13 protein-coding genes and 1 tRNA gene are annotated in these 15,786 nt (G+C 57.1%); 10 read left to right on the top strand and 4 right to left on the bottom strand.

The genetic code is table 11. The features are described from left to right. Positions 1-229 precede the first annotated feature (229 nt). A tRNA-Val gene (locus EZM41_RS12950) sits at positions 230-304 on the bottom strand. Positions 305-548: 244 nt separating this feature from the next. Between EZM41_RS12950 and EZM41_RS12945 the strand changes: the two genes are divergently transcribed. Beyond that, positions 549-1,025: a ferritin family protein gene (locus tag EZM41_RS12945; protein ID WP_198471588.1), complete on the top strand. Its 477-nt coding sequence runs from the start codon at positions 549-551 to the stop codon at positions 1,023-1,025. Between the two features lie 61 nt (positions 1,026-1,086). On the opposite strand, the gene EZM41_RS12940 is transcribed toward EZM41_RS12945, so the two are convergent. Beyond that, positions 1,087-2,727, bottom strand: coding sequence for a phosphoenolpyruvate carboxykinase (ATP) (locus EZM41_RS12940; protein WP_198471586.1), 1,641 nt, complete (start codon positions 2,725-2,727; stop codon positions 1,087-1,089). A gap of 23 nt (positions 2,728-2,750) precedes the next feature. Beyond that, entirely contained in the window at positions 2,751-3,929 is a 1,179-nt protein-coding gene (locus tag EZM41_RS12935) for a glycerol-3-phosphate acyltransferase (RefSeq protein ID WP_198471584.1), read from the bottom strand. 103 nt (positions 3,930-4,032) lie between these two features. On the opposite strand from EZM41_RS12935, the gene EZM41_RS12930 reads away from it, so the two are divergent. Next, positions 4,033-5,877, top strand: a complete 1,845-nt coding sequence (locus EZM41_RS12930; RefSeq protein WP_342449338.1) for an ASKHA domain-containing protein — start codon at positions 4,033-4,035, stop codon at positions 5,875-5,877. Between the two features lie 183 nt (positions 5,878-6,060). Here EZM41_RS12930 and EZM41_RS12925 read toward each other — a convergent pair whose 3' ends face one another. Beyond that, on the bottom strand, positions 6,061-7,296 hold the full coding sequence (locus EZM41_RS12925) for an MFS transporter (protein ID WP_198471580.1): 1,236 nt from the start codon (positions 7,294-7,296) through the stop codon (positions 6,061-6,063). Positions 7,297-7,481: 185 nt separating this feature from the next. Between EZM41_RS12925 and purC the strand changes: the two genes are divergently transcribed. From purC to purH, 8 genes are read left to right on the top strand one after another with little or no spacing between them, the layout of a single operon-like run. Continuing rightward, positions 7,482-8,198, top strand: a complete 717-nt coding sequence (gene purC / locus EZM41_RS12920; protein ID WP_198471579.1) for a phosphoribosylaminoimidazolesuccinocarboxamide synthase — start codon at positions 7,482-7,484, stop codon at positions 8,196-8,198. Between the two features lie 2 nt (positions 8,199-8,200). Next, positions 8,201-8,458, top strand: a complete 258-nt coding sequence (gene purS, locus EZM41_RS12915; protein WP_198471577.1) for a phosphoribosylformylglycinamidine synthase subunit PurS — start codon at positions 8,201-8,203, stop codon at positions 8,456-8,458. Beyond that, positions 8,455-9,162 carry a phosphoribosylformylglycinamidine synthase subunit PurQ gene (gene purQ / locus EZM41_RS12910; RefSeq protein WP_198471575.1) on the top strand — a complete coding sequence of 236 codons (708 nt, stop codon included), beginning with the start codon at positions 8,455-8,457 and terminating at the stop codon, positions 9,160-9,162. The genes purS and purQ overlap by 4 nt, the downstream gene beginning before the upstream one ends. After that, a complete protein-coding gene (purL, locus tag EZM41_RS12905) occupies positions 9,159-11,312 on the top strand; it encodes a phosphoribosylformylglycinamidine synthase subunit PurL (RefSeq protein ID WP_198471573.1) in 2,154 nt (717 codons plus the stop codon). Before purQ ends, purL begins: the two co-directional genes overlap by 4 nt. Beyond that, entirely contained in the window at positions 11,312-12,688 is a 1,377-nt protein-coding gene (gene purF, locus EZM41_RS12900; RefSeq protein ID WP_232619383.1) for an amidophosphoribosyltransferase, read from the top strand. Before purL ends, purF begins: the two co-directional genes overlap by 1 nt. Beyond that, positions 12,672-13,664 carry a phosphoribosylformylglycinamidine cyclo-ligase gene (gene purM, locus EZM41_RS12895; protein ID WP_198471571.1) on the top strand — a complete coding sequence of 331 codons (993 nt, stop codon included), beginning with the start codon at positions 12,672-12,674 and terminating at the stop codon, positions 13,662-13,664. Before purF ends, purM begins: the two co-directional genes overlap by 17 nt. Continuing rightward, on the top strand, positions 13,652-14,257 hold the full coding sequence (purN, locus tag EZM41_RS12890) for a phosphoribosylglycinamide formyltransferase (protein ID WP_198471569.1): 606 nt from the start codon (positions 13,652-13,654) through the stop codon (positions 14,255-14,257). The genes purM and purN overlap by 13 nt, the downstream gene beginning before the upstream one ends. A 7-nt stretch (positions 14,258-14,264) precedes the next feature. Then, complete coding sequence (purH, locus tag EZM41_RS12885) at positions 14,265-15,770, top strand: bifunctional phosphoribosylaminoimidazolecarboxamide formyltransferase/IMP cyclohydrolase (protein ID WP_198471679.1); 1,506 nt, start codon at positions 14,265-14,267, stop codon at positions 15,768-15,770. Positions 15,771-15,786: the final 16 nt, after the last annotated feature.

The raw sequence follows: 15,786 nt of genomic DNA, 5'->3' as shown, positions 1-15,786 counted from the left end.
AGCTCAAAGGTTTAAAGGTTCCCCGACGTTGCTCTAAGTATATAGGCTTATTGCATATCTTGACAAGTCAAGCCCTCTCCTGATGAAAAACAAGCCTGAAGAATTAGAGCAATTTGCGTTCAACCTGAAGGTAGGTTTAGCCGATCACCGCTTGGCGATCAAGGCATATAAAAAAAATTAGTCCTCGCTCGGCTTTTGACATCACCCGGGCGAGGACTAATTCAAAGCTTGGTGGGCGACGCAGGTTTCGAACCTGCGACCTCTTCCGTGTGAGGGAAGCGCTCTCCCGCTGAGCTAGTCGCCCACGGAAAGTATTATACCCGATAAGGCAGCAAATGCAACAGGCGGTGAGCAATGAGTGATGAGTGATCAGTAATCAGTAATCAGTAATCAGTAATGGGTGATGCTTGTTGCGCAAAGCACAGCCCACTGATCTGTAAACGCGTCACTTGTCACGGATCACTCGTTACCGATCACTGTTTTAATTATATTCCTGTGATAAAATCGGTTTGAAGATTTTCAATCTAACATCAAAGGAGGAAGAGCCTATGGCAGAAAAGGAGTTCGACCTCAAAGGAGCACTCGAGTATGCCATCCACGCGGAGATTCAGGCCAACGAGTTCTACAAAGTTTGGGCCGACAACGTCACGAGCCAGCTCACCAAGAAAGAACTCTTGGAGTTGGCAGATTGGGAAGACAGCCACAGGGCATCTTTGGAGAAGTATTACAGGGAGATCACAGGTGAGCCTTTCAAGCGCAATCCCAACATGGTGGTGGATCCGGCTCTGCAGGTGCAGGCCGACGAGTTCAAAAACTACTACTCCACCCTCCGCGTCGCCGCGGCGGCCTATCTGTCCGAGATGAAAGCGGCCGATCTGTACGAAAAGCTCCAAAACAGAGTCACAGGAGAGGGCGCCAAGAAGATGTTCAAAGAGCTGGCAGAGATGGAGCGAAGCCATATGGAATATGCCCTCAAACGCTATAACGAATTGCGGGGGGAACTGGAAGGCAAGCTTATGCTGTGATCGTGACGATCGAAGGGCATAGGGGGCTCCGCGTTGCAAGCCCCCTATGCCTATTTATGGGCTAACCTGCCTCACGAAGAACCTCTTCCAAAACGTCGAGAGCTTCAGGCGGAAGCTTGTCAAAGCCGCCCTTTTCCGTCTCCCTCTCCTTTACGAACCTAATCCTGTCGCTCATGCGCGCCACGAATTGCTCCTTATACTTCGGATCGCTGAAATCAGCAGCAAAGCCTTCGATCTCCATGATCTGAAGCTTGGAGAAACTCCCCCACGGCACAAAGCGAGCTTTACCCTCCACAATCGCCTCTATGATCCCCAGGGTATGCTTGGGTTCCACTTTCTTGCCCATGAAGTCGCCGGTATTTAGGATGTAGCAATCCACGCCGCCGTCCAAGAGGGCCTTGAACCGCTCGTAGTCCACCCCTAACGGATAGGTCCTGAAAGGGTTGGCGTAGGGCTCGAATACGAGGGCATTCGGATCGACTCCCGGGGCGAGCCTCTCGGCGGTGGTCCTCTTCGTAGCGAGCGTCGCCCCCATGGCTGAGCCCAGAGAGGAGTTCGTCATCTTCGCGACCGGCGGCATCGTTGGGTCTTTCATCAGCCAAAAGATGGCATTTATAGGCTCGTCTATCCGATCGACCCTGTTCGGCGACCACAACCTCGACTTTATCGCCCTGCCGTTGCCGTTTCTCAAATCTACGGTGAGAGGATAGAGCCTCCCCTCTTTATCTCTTGTCACGCCATTGTTCTGCAAAGTAATGATGAACTTGTTAGCTTCGCTGCCCAAAGGATAATCTTGAGTTTTGTCGAAATAAGTGGGTTCCAACGCTACCGAATATTTTTCTTCGCAGTGAACGACGACGGCATCGTCGTGCAAGATCGTCACATCATACTTGCCGCCGTGCTTGGCATGGGTGAGTATAGATTTCCCCGAGCCCGAAAGCCCGAACACGGCCATGACGAAGCTCCTGCCCCCGGGCAGGTTGTAGCGCTTCAACCCCCCGTGGCAGGAGATGAATCCGTTCCTGACGGCAACTCCCCACGCCAACGTGAGCGTCCCCTTCTTGTGTTCGCCGAAATACCTCAAGCCCAAAAGCGCTGCGCAGTTGTGTAGGGGGTCGAAGAAGGCCAAGCCAAGGGGGTGATCCGGATGACGCCAATCCGGATCGGAGAAGACGAAGATGTCGCCCTCCGGATAAGGCCTGGAATTGGCATACATCTCGCTGTAGCGCTCATTTATATATTGAAAATTGAGGAGCCAGTTGTAGAGGATATGTTCGTGCCCTTCGGGGACCAAAAGGTGTGCCTTCAGCATGAAGTCCGGGTCCAACCCCACCACGGCCTCGGCGCGATAGAGCGTGCGAAAGCGGGTGCCGTAAACTGCCTCGCGCAGTTTGGCAGCGTACTCATCGATGTTGACGCCCGGCTCGCCCACTATCCTGCGCGCGGCGGCGCAGCGCCCCACCACGGCCCCGTCATTGAGGAGCAGCACGTTAGCCCCTTCCGGCAACCCCTGCTTCTCCGGCTCGTACACAGGCATGCCGGTGAGCTCTATGCTCCCAGGGCTTTCCTTGGCCAAAAAATAAGCTTCCTTTAACGTCGCCACCGGCACGACGTTGTTGCCGTAGAAGGGCGTTTCTACGGTCGTGCGGATCCTCGACTGCACAGATTCGAAACCGTCCTGGAGATATCCAATGGTGGACACTTCAGACGCCTCCCTTTTAACGTCTATATGCCATAAATTAACCATTTCCCATAATACCACAACGCAAAGGCCGCCGCTGGAGCCAGAAAGAGATTGTCGATCTCCCCGATGAAGAGGGCCTCTCCGAGCGCGACCATTACAGCGCCGCCCAATATGACATACCAAGGGATAAAAAAGGGCGAAAGGGCCGAATATACGAGGCCGGAGGCGAAGGCGGCCAGAAGGCAAGATGCGCTCCCCTCGACGGTCTTCCCCTTAAACCAGGCATGCCTACCCCAGCGGCGTCCGCACAGGGCCGCCCATGCATCGGCCAAGGTGGCCATAACCAGCGCCACAGGGCCGAAAGGCTCCGGAAAAGCGACAGCGATCGCCCCGCCCAGAAAGTAATAGCTGGTGCTCGAAATGCCGTGGGCCTCACCTTTCCTACCCACGGGTCTGAAGAGAGCGCAGAGAAGATCGTTGAGACGAACCCAACGCCGACGAGATATCTCCAAAACCCAAGCCGCGGCGGCTCCCAAGAAGAAGATCCACCGCAAGGCAGTCATGCCGAATATGGGATAGACCAGGCACGGAAAGAACAAGCCCGAATAGCGGTAAAGCTTGCGGCGCACTTCGCCGCTCCCTAAGGCTGCCCCGAAAGTTTTGACGTCGTATTTCAGGTGGTTCAATCCCCTCGCAAACACCCAGCCGGCAAGCCACATAACGCCTGAGGCCGCACCCGGCGTCAAACTCCCCCTGGATAAAGCCACCACGATCGCTATCGGCCACAGAGAGGCCAACCCCAAAAGAAACGCACCGCCGAAGGTGAGCCACCACGTAGCGACAAGCAGGCCGACGGCGGCGCTTTCCAAGGGCAAAAGATATAAGAAAGCCCCCGCGGCGGCCGCAGCCCCTATACCGCCTCTGAATCCCAAAAAACAGGACCAGGAATGTCCAACTATAGCGCACCAGGCGCACAGAGGCCACCACGGCTGGGAAAGCCCCAGGACTTGAGCTAAAATGATAGCGAGTGCGCCCTTAGCGGAATCGCCGATCGCCGCAAGACAGCCCGCCACCGGCCCTGCAGAAATCCAGGCGTTGGCAGCGCCTACGTTGTGCGTCCCGGCGCTTCGCAAATCTACTCTCGCGAAGAGATATGCTACGATGGCGCTCCACGGCATTGCTCCGATCAAGTAGCTAACTGCCATTGCAACAAAGGCCACCGTCTCCTCCCCCTCCGGCGAAAGCCGTCCAGCGTGGCCAAAGCGAAAGATGATGAGCAATAATTAGTTTAGCACTGATTCGAAAGTTAGGAGGTGCGAGAAGCTGGACGGAGAAAGAGATGTTCTGATCCGCATAATATCGGCCCCCAAGGGGGACAACTCTGAAATCAGCGTTAAGGAAGGGATGTCGCTGCTCGAGGCCCTGCGGGAAGCCGGTTTTTCGCTCTACGCCCCCTGCGGGGGAAACGGCAGCTGCGGCAAATGTCAGATCAGAGCCGAGGGAAAGCTCTCGCCTCCCGATGAAGTCGAGACGAAACTCATCGGGCAAAAGGGATTGGATCTCGGCCGGCGTTTGGCTTGCCGCGCCAAAGCGCTCGGCGATGTTACCGTATATTTTTCCTTCGAAGATACGTCAAAGCCGAAAGCTCAGGTAGACATATCTCGTGTTGAGGTTAACAGCGACATATGGAAAACGAAGTTGCTCATAGATTGGAAGGATCTGGGCGGCGCGGCCGATGCAGCAGAGTCGCTATGCCGGGCTGCAACCTCCGCCTCGGGCAAAGCCCCAACCGCCATAAACGAAGAAGCCCTCAAGGCTGTCTCGAGCGCGTGGGAACCAGGCAAATCCATAGCCTGCGCGGCGATATTGTGCGACGAGGAGATAATAGCGATCGAGCAAAAGGAAAGCGGCATATACGGCGTGGCGTGCGATATCGGGACCACAACGATAGCCTGCTATCTCCTCGATCTCGCCACAGGTGACGAATTGGGCACATCCTCCGGGATGAACCCTCAAGCTCCGTTCGGATCCGACGTGATCTCTCGGATCTCCCGCGCCGCAGACGATCCTAAAGCGTTAGAGGCAATGACGGCCGCAGTCAGGCTGAAGGTGAGCACCCTTATCGAAGAGGCCGCCCGCAGCGTCGACATACCGCCGGAGAGCATCTACGACCTGTTGCTGGTGGGCAACAGCTGCATGCATCACCTCTTCTTCGGCCTGCGCCCCATATATTTGAGCCGCAAACCCTTCATACCCGCTGTGCGCGATTCAAAAGCGCATCGCGCGAAGGATTTGGGCATCCCGGTAGCCCCCGACGCCAGAGTGCGATTTCTTCCGTTGATAGCCAGCTTTGTGGGCTCGGACATGCTGGCGCTCCTCTACCTGATAGAAAGCTCCTTCGACGGAAAGAGTCGCCTCGTGATGGACCTCGGCACGAACGGCGAGATAGGACTCATGCACGATGGAAAGATTTTCGTGACGTCCACAGCCGCGGGCCCGGCCTTCGAAGGGGGGCGCATCTCCTGCGGTATGAGGGCCACCGATGGGGCCATAGGGGGGGCACGACTTGCGGGAGGCGACATCGAGCTCGACGTCATAGGAGGCTCGGCTCCCAAGGGATTGTGCGGCTCGGGCCTTCTTGACGTAGTGGCGGCACTTCTCCGCGCCGGAGCCATCGACAGCACGGGCCGCATACTGCCGCGCGAGTCGGTGCCGTATCGGGCAATCGCGTCGCGCATCGAAGGGGATGGCAGAGAGAGACGCGTATTTCTGGCATCGGGCGAAGGTAAAAGGCTCTGCTTGACCCAAAACGACGTGCGCGAACTTCAGCTCGCCAAGGCGGCGATCAGGGCCGCTTCTGAAATACTCTTGGAAAGGGCGGGGCTGAAATGGCAAGACGTGGAAGAATGCCTGCTTTCGGGCGCCTTCGGGAGCTTTCTGTCGCCGCAGTCGGCCATAGCCGTCGGCATGATGCCCGCAGAGCTTGAAGGGCACGCCATACCAATAGGGAACGGGGCCGGAGAAGGGTGCAAAAGAATATTATTGGGCGGCAAAAAGGCTTGGGACGCAGTTCGCATATTAAGAGAGAAAATAAGGCATATCCCCTTAGAAGGCTATCCGGAATTTGAAAAACGCTTCTTTCAATATATGCCATTTAAAGAAAAATGAATGCCGGCTTTAGCGGTTTTGTCGTTAAAGCGCTTTCTTTTAAAGACAGCCAAGCTGAATAAAAGCTATTAAAGTTGTCGTTGTTATTTTATAAGTTAAACTTAAATCTAAAAAATACTGTAAATTTAGAAATATCAAAAATCATAAGTCAAACAAGAAGGTGAAAGGGTTTTGGTTTCGCTCCTAATCCCAACTCTCCATCTTAGGCCTTCTTTGAAGGATAAAAATGACGCCAAGCGCCAATACTTCTAAAAAAACTCCTGACAAAAAGGTAAAGAAATAACTCTTAGTAAGATCATAGATCACTCCTGCAAACAGCGGCCCTAAACCCTCAGCCAAAGCGATGAAGATATTGATCATGCCGTAGATCGTGGAAAGATTCTTCCTTCCGCAATAATCCGCCACCAACGGGCCGATAAGGGGCGGGTATATGCCGTAGCCGAAGCTGAACAGCACTATTATCAGATATAAGGCGCGGATGTCCCGCACGAATATCAAAGAAATCAAAGAGACTATTACCGTAACCGAAGAAACCGTCAAGGCTTTGAGCTTACCAACTCTATCTGCAAGCCAGCCTCCGCCTAACCTCCCTGCTATGCTGATTAGACCGAGCAAGCTCAGGGCCGCCGCCGCTTCGCTTCTTCTTCCTAAACCCATATCCTCCACAAAGGGCACCAAGTAAATTATTAACATATAGGTAGCCGCCACCGTGAAAGAAAACAAAGCTGCCACGAGCCAAAATTCAGCCTTTTTTATAGCCTCAATCGGGGCCAAGCCGCGCAAGGCGCCCGTTTGCCCATTTAACGGAGCATTTAAGGCTTCCGTTTCCCCGTCCGGAAGCAAGCCCATGGATTCGGGATCCCTTCGCATAAAGATAGCTCCGAGCAGAGCAACGCACAAAAAACTCAAAAACCCCATGACTACGAAAGTCTGTCTCCACCCCAAAAACTCGATACTATAAGCGGCACCTAAAGTCATAAAGTAACCCAAGCTTATTCCCGAAGAAGCAATGCCGTTGGCCAAGCCGCGCTTCCTTACGAAAAATCTGTTGATCGTAGAGGTGCACGAAGGCCAGATGCCGCTCAAACCGATTCCGAAGATGATGCCGTAATAGATATAAAAGTGACGCAGTGAAGTGGCGGTAGAAAGGAGAAACATAGAAAGCCCAATGAGCGCTCCGCCGATCGACACGGAAAGGCGCGGCGAAAATTTGTCCGTGAGCCTGCCAATTAGCGGGGAAGATATACCGTAGGTGATCAAACTCAGAGTGAAGGCGAAAGAAAAGGCTCCTCTGGAAGAGGAAAACTCGGCACAAAGAGGGCGCACAAAGAGGCCGAAGGAGCCCCTGATGCCGTAAGCTACAAAGAGGATCACTATGGTCGCGATAACCAGTTTCCAGCCGTAGAATAGACCCTTCAATCGGTTTCTCCAAGGCGTTTTGATGGTCGTCAACCCCCCGATGAATGATAATTTACATCATAGACTCGCTATAATTTATTGTAACGCTTAGGCGCCACAAATGATCGTGCCGGCGCATCGTTGACCTGGATGCCCACATTGGCAATAATGTATGCATATCCGAAGGATCATAAGGAGGCAAGGCTATGACGAAGGGGGAACTTCTTTACGAAGGGAAAGCCAAGAAGCTCTATGCTACGGATGACCCTGCGCTGTGCATAATGGAATACAAAGACGAGCTCACCGCCTTCAACGCGCTGAAGAAAGCCACCATGGCGGGAAAGGGAAAGCTCAACAACCTCGTAAGCTCCAAAATATTTGAGCATCTGAGCGCTTTGGGCTTCCCCACCCATTTCATCCGCCGGCTGGACGAGCTGAACCAGCTGGTCAAAAGGGTCACTATCGTGCCGTTGGAGTTGGTGGTTAGAAACCTGACCACGGGCTCCATATGCAAACGGCTGGGCGTCCAAGAGGGGATGCGGCTGCCACGGCCTCTTGTTGAGTTCTACCTCAAAAACGATGCCTTGGGCGATCCGCTGGTGCTCGAAGATCACGCGCTCCTCTTCGGATGGGCCACGGAAGAGGAGCTCAAGCAAATGAAAAAGCTGGCCCTCGACGTGAATAAGGCATTGTCGGAGCTATTCGAAAAGCTGAACATATTCCTGGTAGATTTCAAGTTGGAGTTCGGCAAGGACAGAGACGGCAACCTCGTCATCGCCGACGAGGTATCGCCGGATACATGCAGGCTTTGGGATCGCACCTCCGGTGACCGCTTGGACAAGGATCGCTTCCGCAAGGACATGGGCAACGTCTTAGAGGCCTACGAAGAGATCTGGCGTCGCCTCGAAGAAATGAAGGCATAGACATGAGATACAGAGCCAGCCTGCTAATATACCTAAAAGAGGGCGTCCTCGACACTCAGGGAAGGACAATATTGCGATCGCTTCACGATCTCGGCTACGGCGAAGTCCAGGACGTGCGCGTGGGGAAATATCTGAGGATCACCCTCGAGGCCGCCGACGAAAGCGCCGCACGCCGACGAGCGGAGGCGATGTGCAGCGATCTGTTGGTCAACGACCTCATAGAGGAATATTCTCTGGTGGTGGAGGAAGAAGGGAAATGAAGGTCGCTGTGGTCGTCTTTCCCGGGAGCAATTGCGATGCCGATGTGGCTCATGCCGTCGAGGTCACGATCGGGGCATCCGTCGAAATGGTATGGCATGCGAGCGAATCCCTACCTGCCGGGACAGACCTCGTGATATTGCCCGGCGGCTTCAGCTACGGCGACTACCTGCGGTGCGGAGCTATGGCGGCTAGATCGTCGATAATGAAGGGCGTAAAGCGCTTCGCCTCTTCGGGGGGCTTGGTCTTGGGCATATGCAACGGCTTTCAGATCTTGACGGAGGCCAAAATGCTGCGAGGTGTATTCCTGCCTAACCGCACGCTGTCGTTTATATGCAGGCCCTGCACGCTCAGGGTTGAGCGCGACGACACGCCTTTCACGCTGCGCTACAAGATCGGCCAGGTGGTGCACTTCCCCATAGCCCATCATGAAGGCTTGTATTATCTGGACAAAGATGAGCTGGACGCCTTGGAGAAAAGGCGCCAGGTGGTATTCAGATATGCCACGCCGACCGGCGAGGCGACCGACGAGGCAAACCCGAACGGAGCGCTCAACAACATAGCCGGCATGGTGAACGAGGGCGGCAACGTGCTCGGGCTGATCCCGCACCCCGAAAGAGCGAGCGAGCCCGTCCTCGGCTCCGTAGATGGCGCGCTCATGTGGCAATCCATAAGCGAATGGATCAAAGGAGGTGGTGCACATTGAACCATCGCACCTTGGGATTGCGAGACGAAGAATTCGATGCCATCGTAGAAGGGCTCGGGAGAGAGCCCAACGAGACCGAGCTGCACTTGTTCTCCGTCATGTGGTCAGAACACTGCAGCTATAAATCGACGCGCCGCCTCCTCCGCCTATTCCCCAAAGAGGGTAAAAGCGTCGTCCAGGGCCCCGGAGAGAACGCCGGCATCGTCGACGTGGGAGACGGTTGGGGTGCGGCTTTCAAGGTGGAAAGCCATAACCACCCGTCCGCGGTCGAGCCATATCAAGGGGCGGCCACGGGCGTAGGGGGAATAATCAGGGACATACTCGCGATGGGGGCGCAACCCACCGCCTCCATGGACGGGCTGTTCTTCGGTCGAGAGGGCGCACGAAGCACGAGGCGGCTCTCGGACGGGATCATAAGGGGGGTCGGCGATTACGGCAACTGTGTGGGCGTGCCCACGGTGGGAGGCAAGACGGCCTACGACCCTTCTTACGACGAAAACCCCCTCGTAAACGCCTTCTGCCTGGGCTTGGTGCGGCTGGACCGCGTCATCAAGTCCTCCACGGCTGCCTCGGGGCAGGTGGCGGTCCTGATCGGATCCCCCACGGGCAGAGACGGCATCGGTGGCGCCACCTTCGCATCCGTGGAACTGGCAGATGAGACGAAAAGCAGCCGCCCGCAGGTCCAGATCGGCGACCCCTTCGCGGAGAAGCTGTTGGTCGAATGCTGCCTGGAGCTCGTCGGGCTCGGCGCGGTAGTTAGCATGCAGGACATGGGGGCCGGCGGTATCACATCCTCCGCCAGCGAAGTGGCCGCAAAGAGCGGCGTCAGTGTAAACATAGAACTCGACAGAGTCCCCCTGCGAGAAGAGGGAATGGCTCCTTGGGAGATAGCGCTTTCGGAGTCGCAGGAGCGCATGCTCCTGATAGTGCAGAAAAAAGACATGGAACTCGTGGAGAGCGTCGCCGCCAAGTGGGGGCTGAACTGCGCACCGATAGGCACGACGACGCCTGGCGACAGATTCGTCCTCAAGTATAAAGGCAACGTGGTCGCCGATGTGCCAGCCTCCCTCTTGGGAGGGGGGTGTCCCGAAATATCGTGGCCTTCTCTGCCTCCCGAAGATTTAAACGATAGACAATGCCTTGGCGCCGAGCAGACAAAACCTCCCAAGGGATGGGAAGACGCGATCGTTTCTCTGCTTTCTCACCCCAACTGGGCGGATAAGTCGTGGATATACGAGCAATACGACCACATGGTGCAGATAAACACGATCGTCGGCCCGGGTTCGCCCGTAACGCTGTTGCGCATAAAGCCGAACGGCCGATTCCTCGCGTTGGTCATGGAAAGCGACCCGTGGAAATGCCGCCTCGACCCATTTTCGGGAGGGGCAGAGACCGTGGCCAAAGGCCTGAGGGCTCTGGCCGTATGCGGAGCCGTGCCGTTGGGAATGACCGATTGCCTTAACTTCCCTTCGCCGGAAAAGCCGGACCAGTTTTGGGAGCTGGAGGAGGCTGTGCGCGGAATGGCGACGGCCTGCCGCGAGATGGCCTGCCCCGTGGTTTCGGGCAACGTCAGCCTCTACAACGAGACGTCGAAGTCCAAAATACTGCCCACGCCCCTCGCCTGCATCGTAGGCCTCGTCGACTCGCTGGAGGATTTCCTCCCATCTGGGCGCTGGAAAGAGGGGAACCGCCTCTTCCTCGTCGGTTCGCCCGGCGGCTCGCTGGCCGGAAGCGCATACCAACACGTCTTCTCCGGAAAGCCGCGCGGCGTGCCGGTCCCCTTCGATGCACAAAAGGAAAAGTCCTTCCTCGAGCGCGCTGCAAAGACGGCCAAAAGCAGGGTGGCTGAAAGCGCCCTGGCGCTTGCAGGGGGAGGGTTGGCCCTGGCGCTGGCGAAGGAAGCCATAGAAAGCGGCAAGGGAGCGCAAGTGAATTTTGATGCGGAAGCGAAGCCGGAGCTCTTGCTCTTCGGCGAAGGGGGACCGAGGGCCATATATGCCATCCCGCCGGATAAAGCGGCCGCCTTTTGCCATATATGGCAGGGCTTCCCCGTGAGCCACATCGGCAAGGTCGGAGGGAGCGAGTTATCCGTAAACGGCCTCTTCAAGGTCCGGTTAGAAAAGCTCATTCGAGCCTGGAGGAGACCGTAATGTGCGGCGTATTCGGCGCTTTCGCTCAAAAAGACAAGTTGTTGCTCGAAGACATATATCTGGGGCTTTTCGCTCTGCAGCATAGGGGGCAAGAGGCCGCAGGCGTGGCCTGGATAGGCCCCGATGGGATGTTGCAGAGTTTCAAAGGCATGGGTTTAGTCCACGAGGCTCTCGACCAGAAAAGGCTGTCTCAGATAGCGGCCCGCGGGGCCATAGGCCACGTCCGTTACTCTACATCCGGAGCCTCGATCATAACGAACGCTCAGCCGTTGGCGGCGAACTACGCCAAGGGACCGGTGGCCATTTCTCACAACGGCAACATAACCAACGCCGAGGGCATCCGCCTTAACTTAGAAAACAGAGGTGCGATATTTCAGTCCACCACCGACACAGAGGTCATCATACATCTCATGGCACATCAATCGCACAAAGCCCCCCTCGATGCCTTGATAGACGCGCTCGAGCGCCTGAACGGGGCCTACAGTCTGGCCGTGCTCTTCAAAGACGCGCTCGTGGCGGCGCGCGACCCCTGGGGGTTCCGTCCGCTCGTCTTGGGCCGGCGAGACGATACGTATTATGTGGCATCGGAAAGCTGTGCCCTCGACCTCATCAGAGCCGAGGTCATTCGCAACATAGAACCGGGAGAGGTAGTGGTCATAAACGACGGCGGCCTCTCGAGCCTTCGCATCCCCCTGAAGGCGAAAAGGCACTATTTTTGCTCCTTCGAATACGTCTATTTCGCCAGGCCCGACAGCATAATAGACGGGCGCTGCGTCTACATCGTGCGCAAGGAGATGGGGCGGCGGCTCGCCGCGGCTTCCCCATGTTCACGGGCTCAACTCGTGACGGACATGCCCGACAGCGGAACCATAGCCGCCACAGGCTACGCAGACGCTTCCGGCCTGCCCTACGAAAGAACCATCGTGAGAAACCGCTACGTGGGAAGGACATTCATTCAACCGACGCAAAAGGTGCGAGAGCTGGGCGTGCAGATAAAGCTCAACCCCATGAGAGAAGTGATAGACGGTAAGCCCCTCGTAGTGGTGGACGACTCCATCGTGAGGGGGACGACGGTGGCCAAGGTTGTGTCGATGATGCGCAAGTGCGGAGCGAGGGAGATCCACATGCGCATATCCTCACCCCCGGTTCGTTTTCCCTGCTACTATGGCATCGACACGCCGACTCGTCAAGAGCTCGCTGCGGCGCGCTTCGCCTCGCTCGAAGACTTGAAGAGTTCGATAGAAGTCGATTCGCTGGCATACCTGAAAGAGAGCGACCTCGTCGCCGCAATAGGAATGCCGCGGGATGAGCTGTGCCTGGCCTGCTTCAACGGGGAATATTTAGAGGAGGGAAACGAGGGTGGCTTTGAACTATGAGGAGTCGGGAGTGAGCCTGAAGAAGGCCCACTCTTGGGTGGAGCGCATAAAAGCCGTGATCGGGGACGGAGACCCTAACGTTGCCAAAGGAATAGGCGGGTTTTGCGGCCTCTATAAATTTTCTGACGGCGAGCTGTTGGCGGGATGCTGCGACGGCGTGGGGACAAAACTTGAGGTGGCGAGGCATTTCGGGCGCTACAAGGGCCTCGGCCAGGACCTGGTAGCCATGAACGTCAACGACTTGGTCACCTGCGGGGCGAGGCCGCTCTTCTTCCTCGACTACATCGCCTGCGGCACCTTGGACGAAGACGTCTTCGGCGAGATATTGGAAGGGGTCGCAGAGGCATGCAAGGCCTGCGATTGCGCCCTCCTGGGCGGCGAGACCGCCCAGATGCCCGACGTCTATCCACCGGGAGGGTTCGACTTGGCCGGCTTCGCGGTCGGATCGGTGAGCCCTCAGGCGCTCGTCGACGGGAAAGGAGTCAAAGAGGGAGACCTGCTCGTCGGCCTTGAAAGCTCCGGGCTCCACAGCAACGGCTACTCGCTCGTCCGTCGGCTATTTTTTGGTCCGCCAGGGGGAATGGAAGGGCTGGAAAAGGCCCTAAAAGAGCCGGCCGCCGACGTTCTGTTGCGCCCCACGAGGCTTTACGTCCGCCAGGCCCTAAAGGCATCTTCGACTGGCGCCGTCAAGGCCATGGCTCACATAACGGGCGGCGGGCTCGAGGAGAACATAAATCGCTCCCTCCCGTCGGGCATGAGGGCCGAGATAGACTTCTCAAGCTGGAAGCGACCTCCCGTATTCCGCTGCATCGCCGAAGCCGGCGTCGAAGAGGAAGAGATGCGGCGCGTCTTTAACTTGGGGATAGGTTTCGTCCTCGTCGTTTCGCCCGAGGACGAAAGCGCCGTGAGGCGCGCGCTCGAAGAGACGGGAGAGAAGGCGATAATCATAGGCAAGGTCGCATCATGCCCAAGATAGCCATAATGCTCTCCGGGCGCGGCACGAATATGGTTGCGCTGGCGCGCAGGATCGCCTCGGGCGACCTCGACGCCGATATCCGGCTCGTCGGCAGCGACCGCCCTGACGCTGAAGGTTTGGCCCGCGCTGAAGCGCTTTCGCTGCCCACGCTGGTGCTGCCTTACCGAGAGAAGGGCAAAGACGAGGCCGAAGGGCTGCTCCTTGAGCATTTAGAGAAAAAGGGCGTCGAGTGGGTGGTGCTGGCCGGATTTATGCGCATCTTGAGCCCTCGCGTCATATCCCGCTTCAGGGACAGAATTGTGAACATCCACCCGGCTCTGCTTCCTGCCTTTCCCGGCACAGAGGCGATAGCGTCAGCCTGGAATTACGGCGTCAAAGTCACCGGAGTAACCATTCATCTGGTCGACGAGGAGATGGATCACGGCCCGATCTTGGCCCAGCGCTGCGTGCCCATAGATGAAGGCCAGACGCTGGAAGAGCTCGAGGAGCGCATCCACGAAGTAGAACACGACATCTACTGGAGGACGCTCAAAGACCTCTTCGCGGGCCGTTACAAGAAAGAAGGGAGGCGCATGAAGCTTGATCGAACATAGAGCGCTCATGTCTGTATGGAACAAAGACGGCATAGAGGAGTTCGCCAAGGGGTTATCCCAGAGGGGGTGGGAGCTCCTCTCGTCTTCGGGGACGGCGAGGTGCCTTGAAAAGGCAGGGGTCCCCGTCAAGGAAGTGGCCGACCTTACAGGATATCCCCACATCTTGGGAGGAAGGGTAAAAACGCTGCACCCAGCGGTAATCGGCGGCATCCTCGCCAGACGCCACTTCGAGGAGGACTTGAACGACGTCGAGCGATACGGCATCCCCCTCATAGATATCGTAGTATGCAACCTCTATCCCTTCGAAGAGAAGGCGCGCCAGGGAGCGAACCTGGACGAACTGTTAGAACACATAGACATCGGAGGGGTGACGCTGATCAGGGCGGCGGCCAAGAATTATCACTACGTCGTCGTCGTGACCGATCCGTCCGACTACAAGCTCGTGCTGGACGAAATCGATTCAGAAAGCAACGTCACCTTGCCAACGAGGGAACGCCTGGCACTCAAGGCCTTTTCCTATACGGCGCGATATGACGCGGTCATATACGCCGGCCTCTGCGAAGCGCTCGGAGAGAAGGCGGGGCTTCCTCAAGCACTGCCTCTGGCGATGGATAAAGTCCTCGACCTGCGTTACGGCGAAAACCCCCACCAAGCTGCGGCCCTCTACCTCCCGCCGTTGTCGAACCTTCCCTGGGAGGTCCTCTCCGGCAAACCTCTTTCCTACAACAACATCCTCGACGCCGATTGTGCGCTGCGCGGGTGCGCGCTCCTCTCCGACCAACCTGGCTGCATCATCGTCAAACATACCTCCCCCTGTGGGATGGCCTGCGGAAGAGACCTCAAAGAGGCATACGCGAAAGCCCTGGAATGTGATCCCGTCTCCGCCTTCGGCGGTATAGTGGGCTTAAACCGCCGCGTGACGACAGACCTGGCCGAAACGCTGAGCGAGCGCTTCTTTGAAATCGCGATAGCGCCGGACTTCGAACCCGACTCCCTATCGCTCTTGAAGGATAAGCGGCCGAACATGCGCCTCCTCCGTTGGAATGGCGGGCGGGCATACGATCTCCAACTGGTGGGCACGTGGGGAGGCATTCTCGCTCAGGAAGACACCCCTCCTCCCCTCCCCAGGCCCGAGGCGGGCGAATGGGTGGGCAAGCCGCGAAACGACCTGTGGCCCGATTTGATCCTGGCCTGGAAGGCGGCCTGCCTCGGAAAGAGCAACGCCATAGCCGTCGTCAAGGACGGAGGCACTGTAGGTATAGGATGCGGCTTTCCGAGCCGTGTCGATGCGGTGCGTTGGGCACTCGAAAGGGCGGGCGAGAAGGCGCGCGGAGCCGTGCTCGCCTCAGACGCCTTCTTCCCCTTCGCAGACAGCGTGGAGCTGGCGTCGCAGGCCGGCATAGCGGCCATAATCCAACCCGGCGGTTCCGTGCGCGACGAAGAAGTCAAAGAGGCGGCCCTTCGCCTGGGCGTGAGCATGTTCTTGAGCGGCTGGCGCACGTTCCGCCATTAGTCCAAGCCACCGCTTA

The sequence above is a fragment of the Acetomicrobium sp. S15 = DSM 107314 genome, assembly GCF_016125955.1.
Taxonomy (GTDB): domain Bacteria; phylum Synergistota; class Synergistia; order Synergistales; family Thermosynergistaceae; genus Thermosynergistes; species Thermosynergistes pyruvativorans.
Note: the sequence above shows the minus strand (reverse complement) of the source record. Positions and strands in the feature narration are given on the sequence as shown.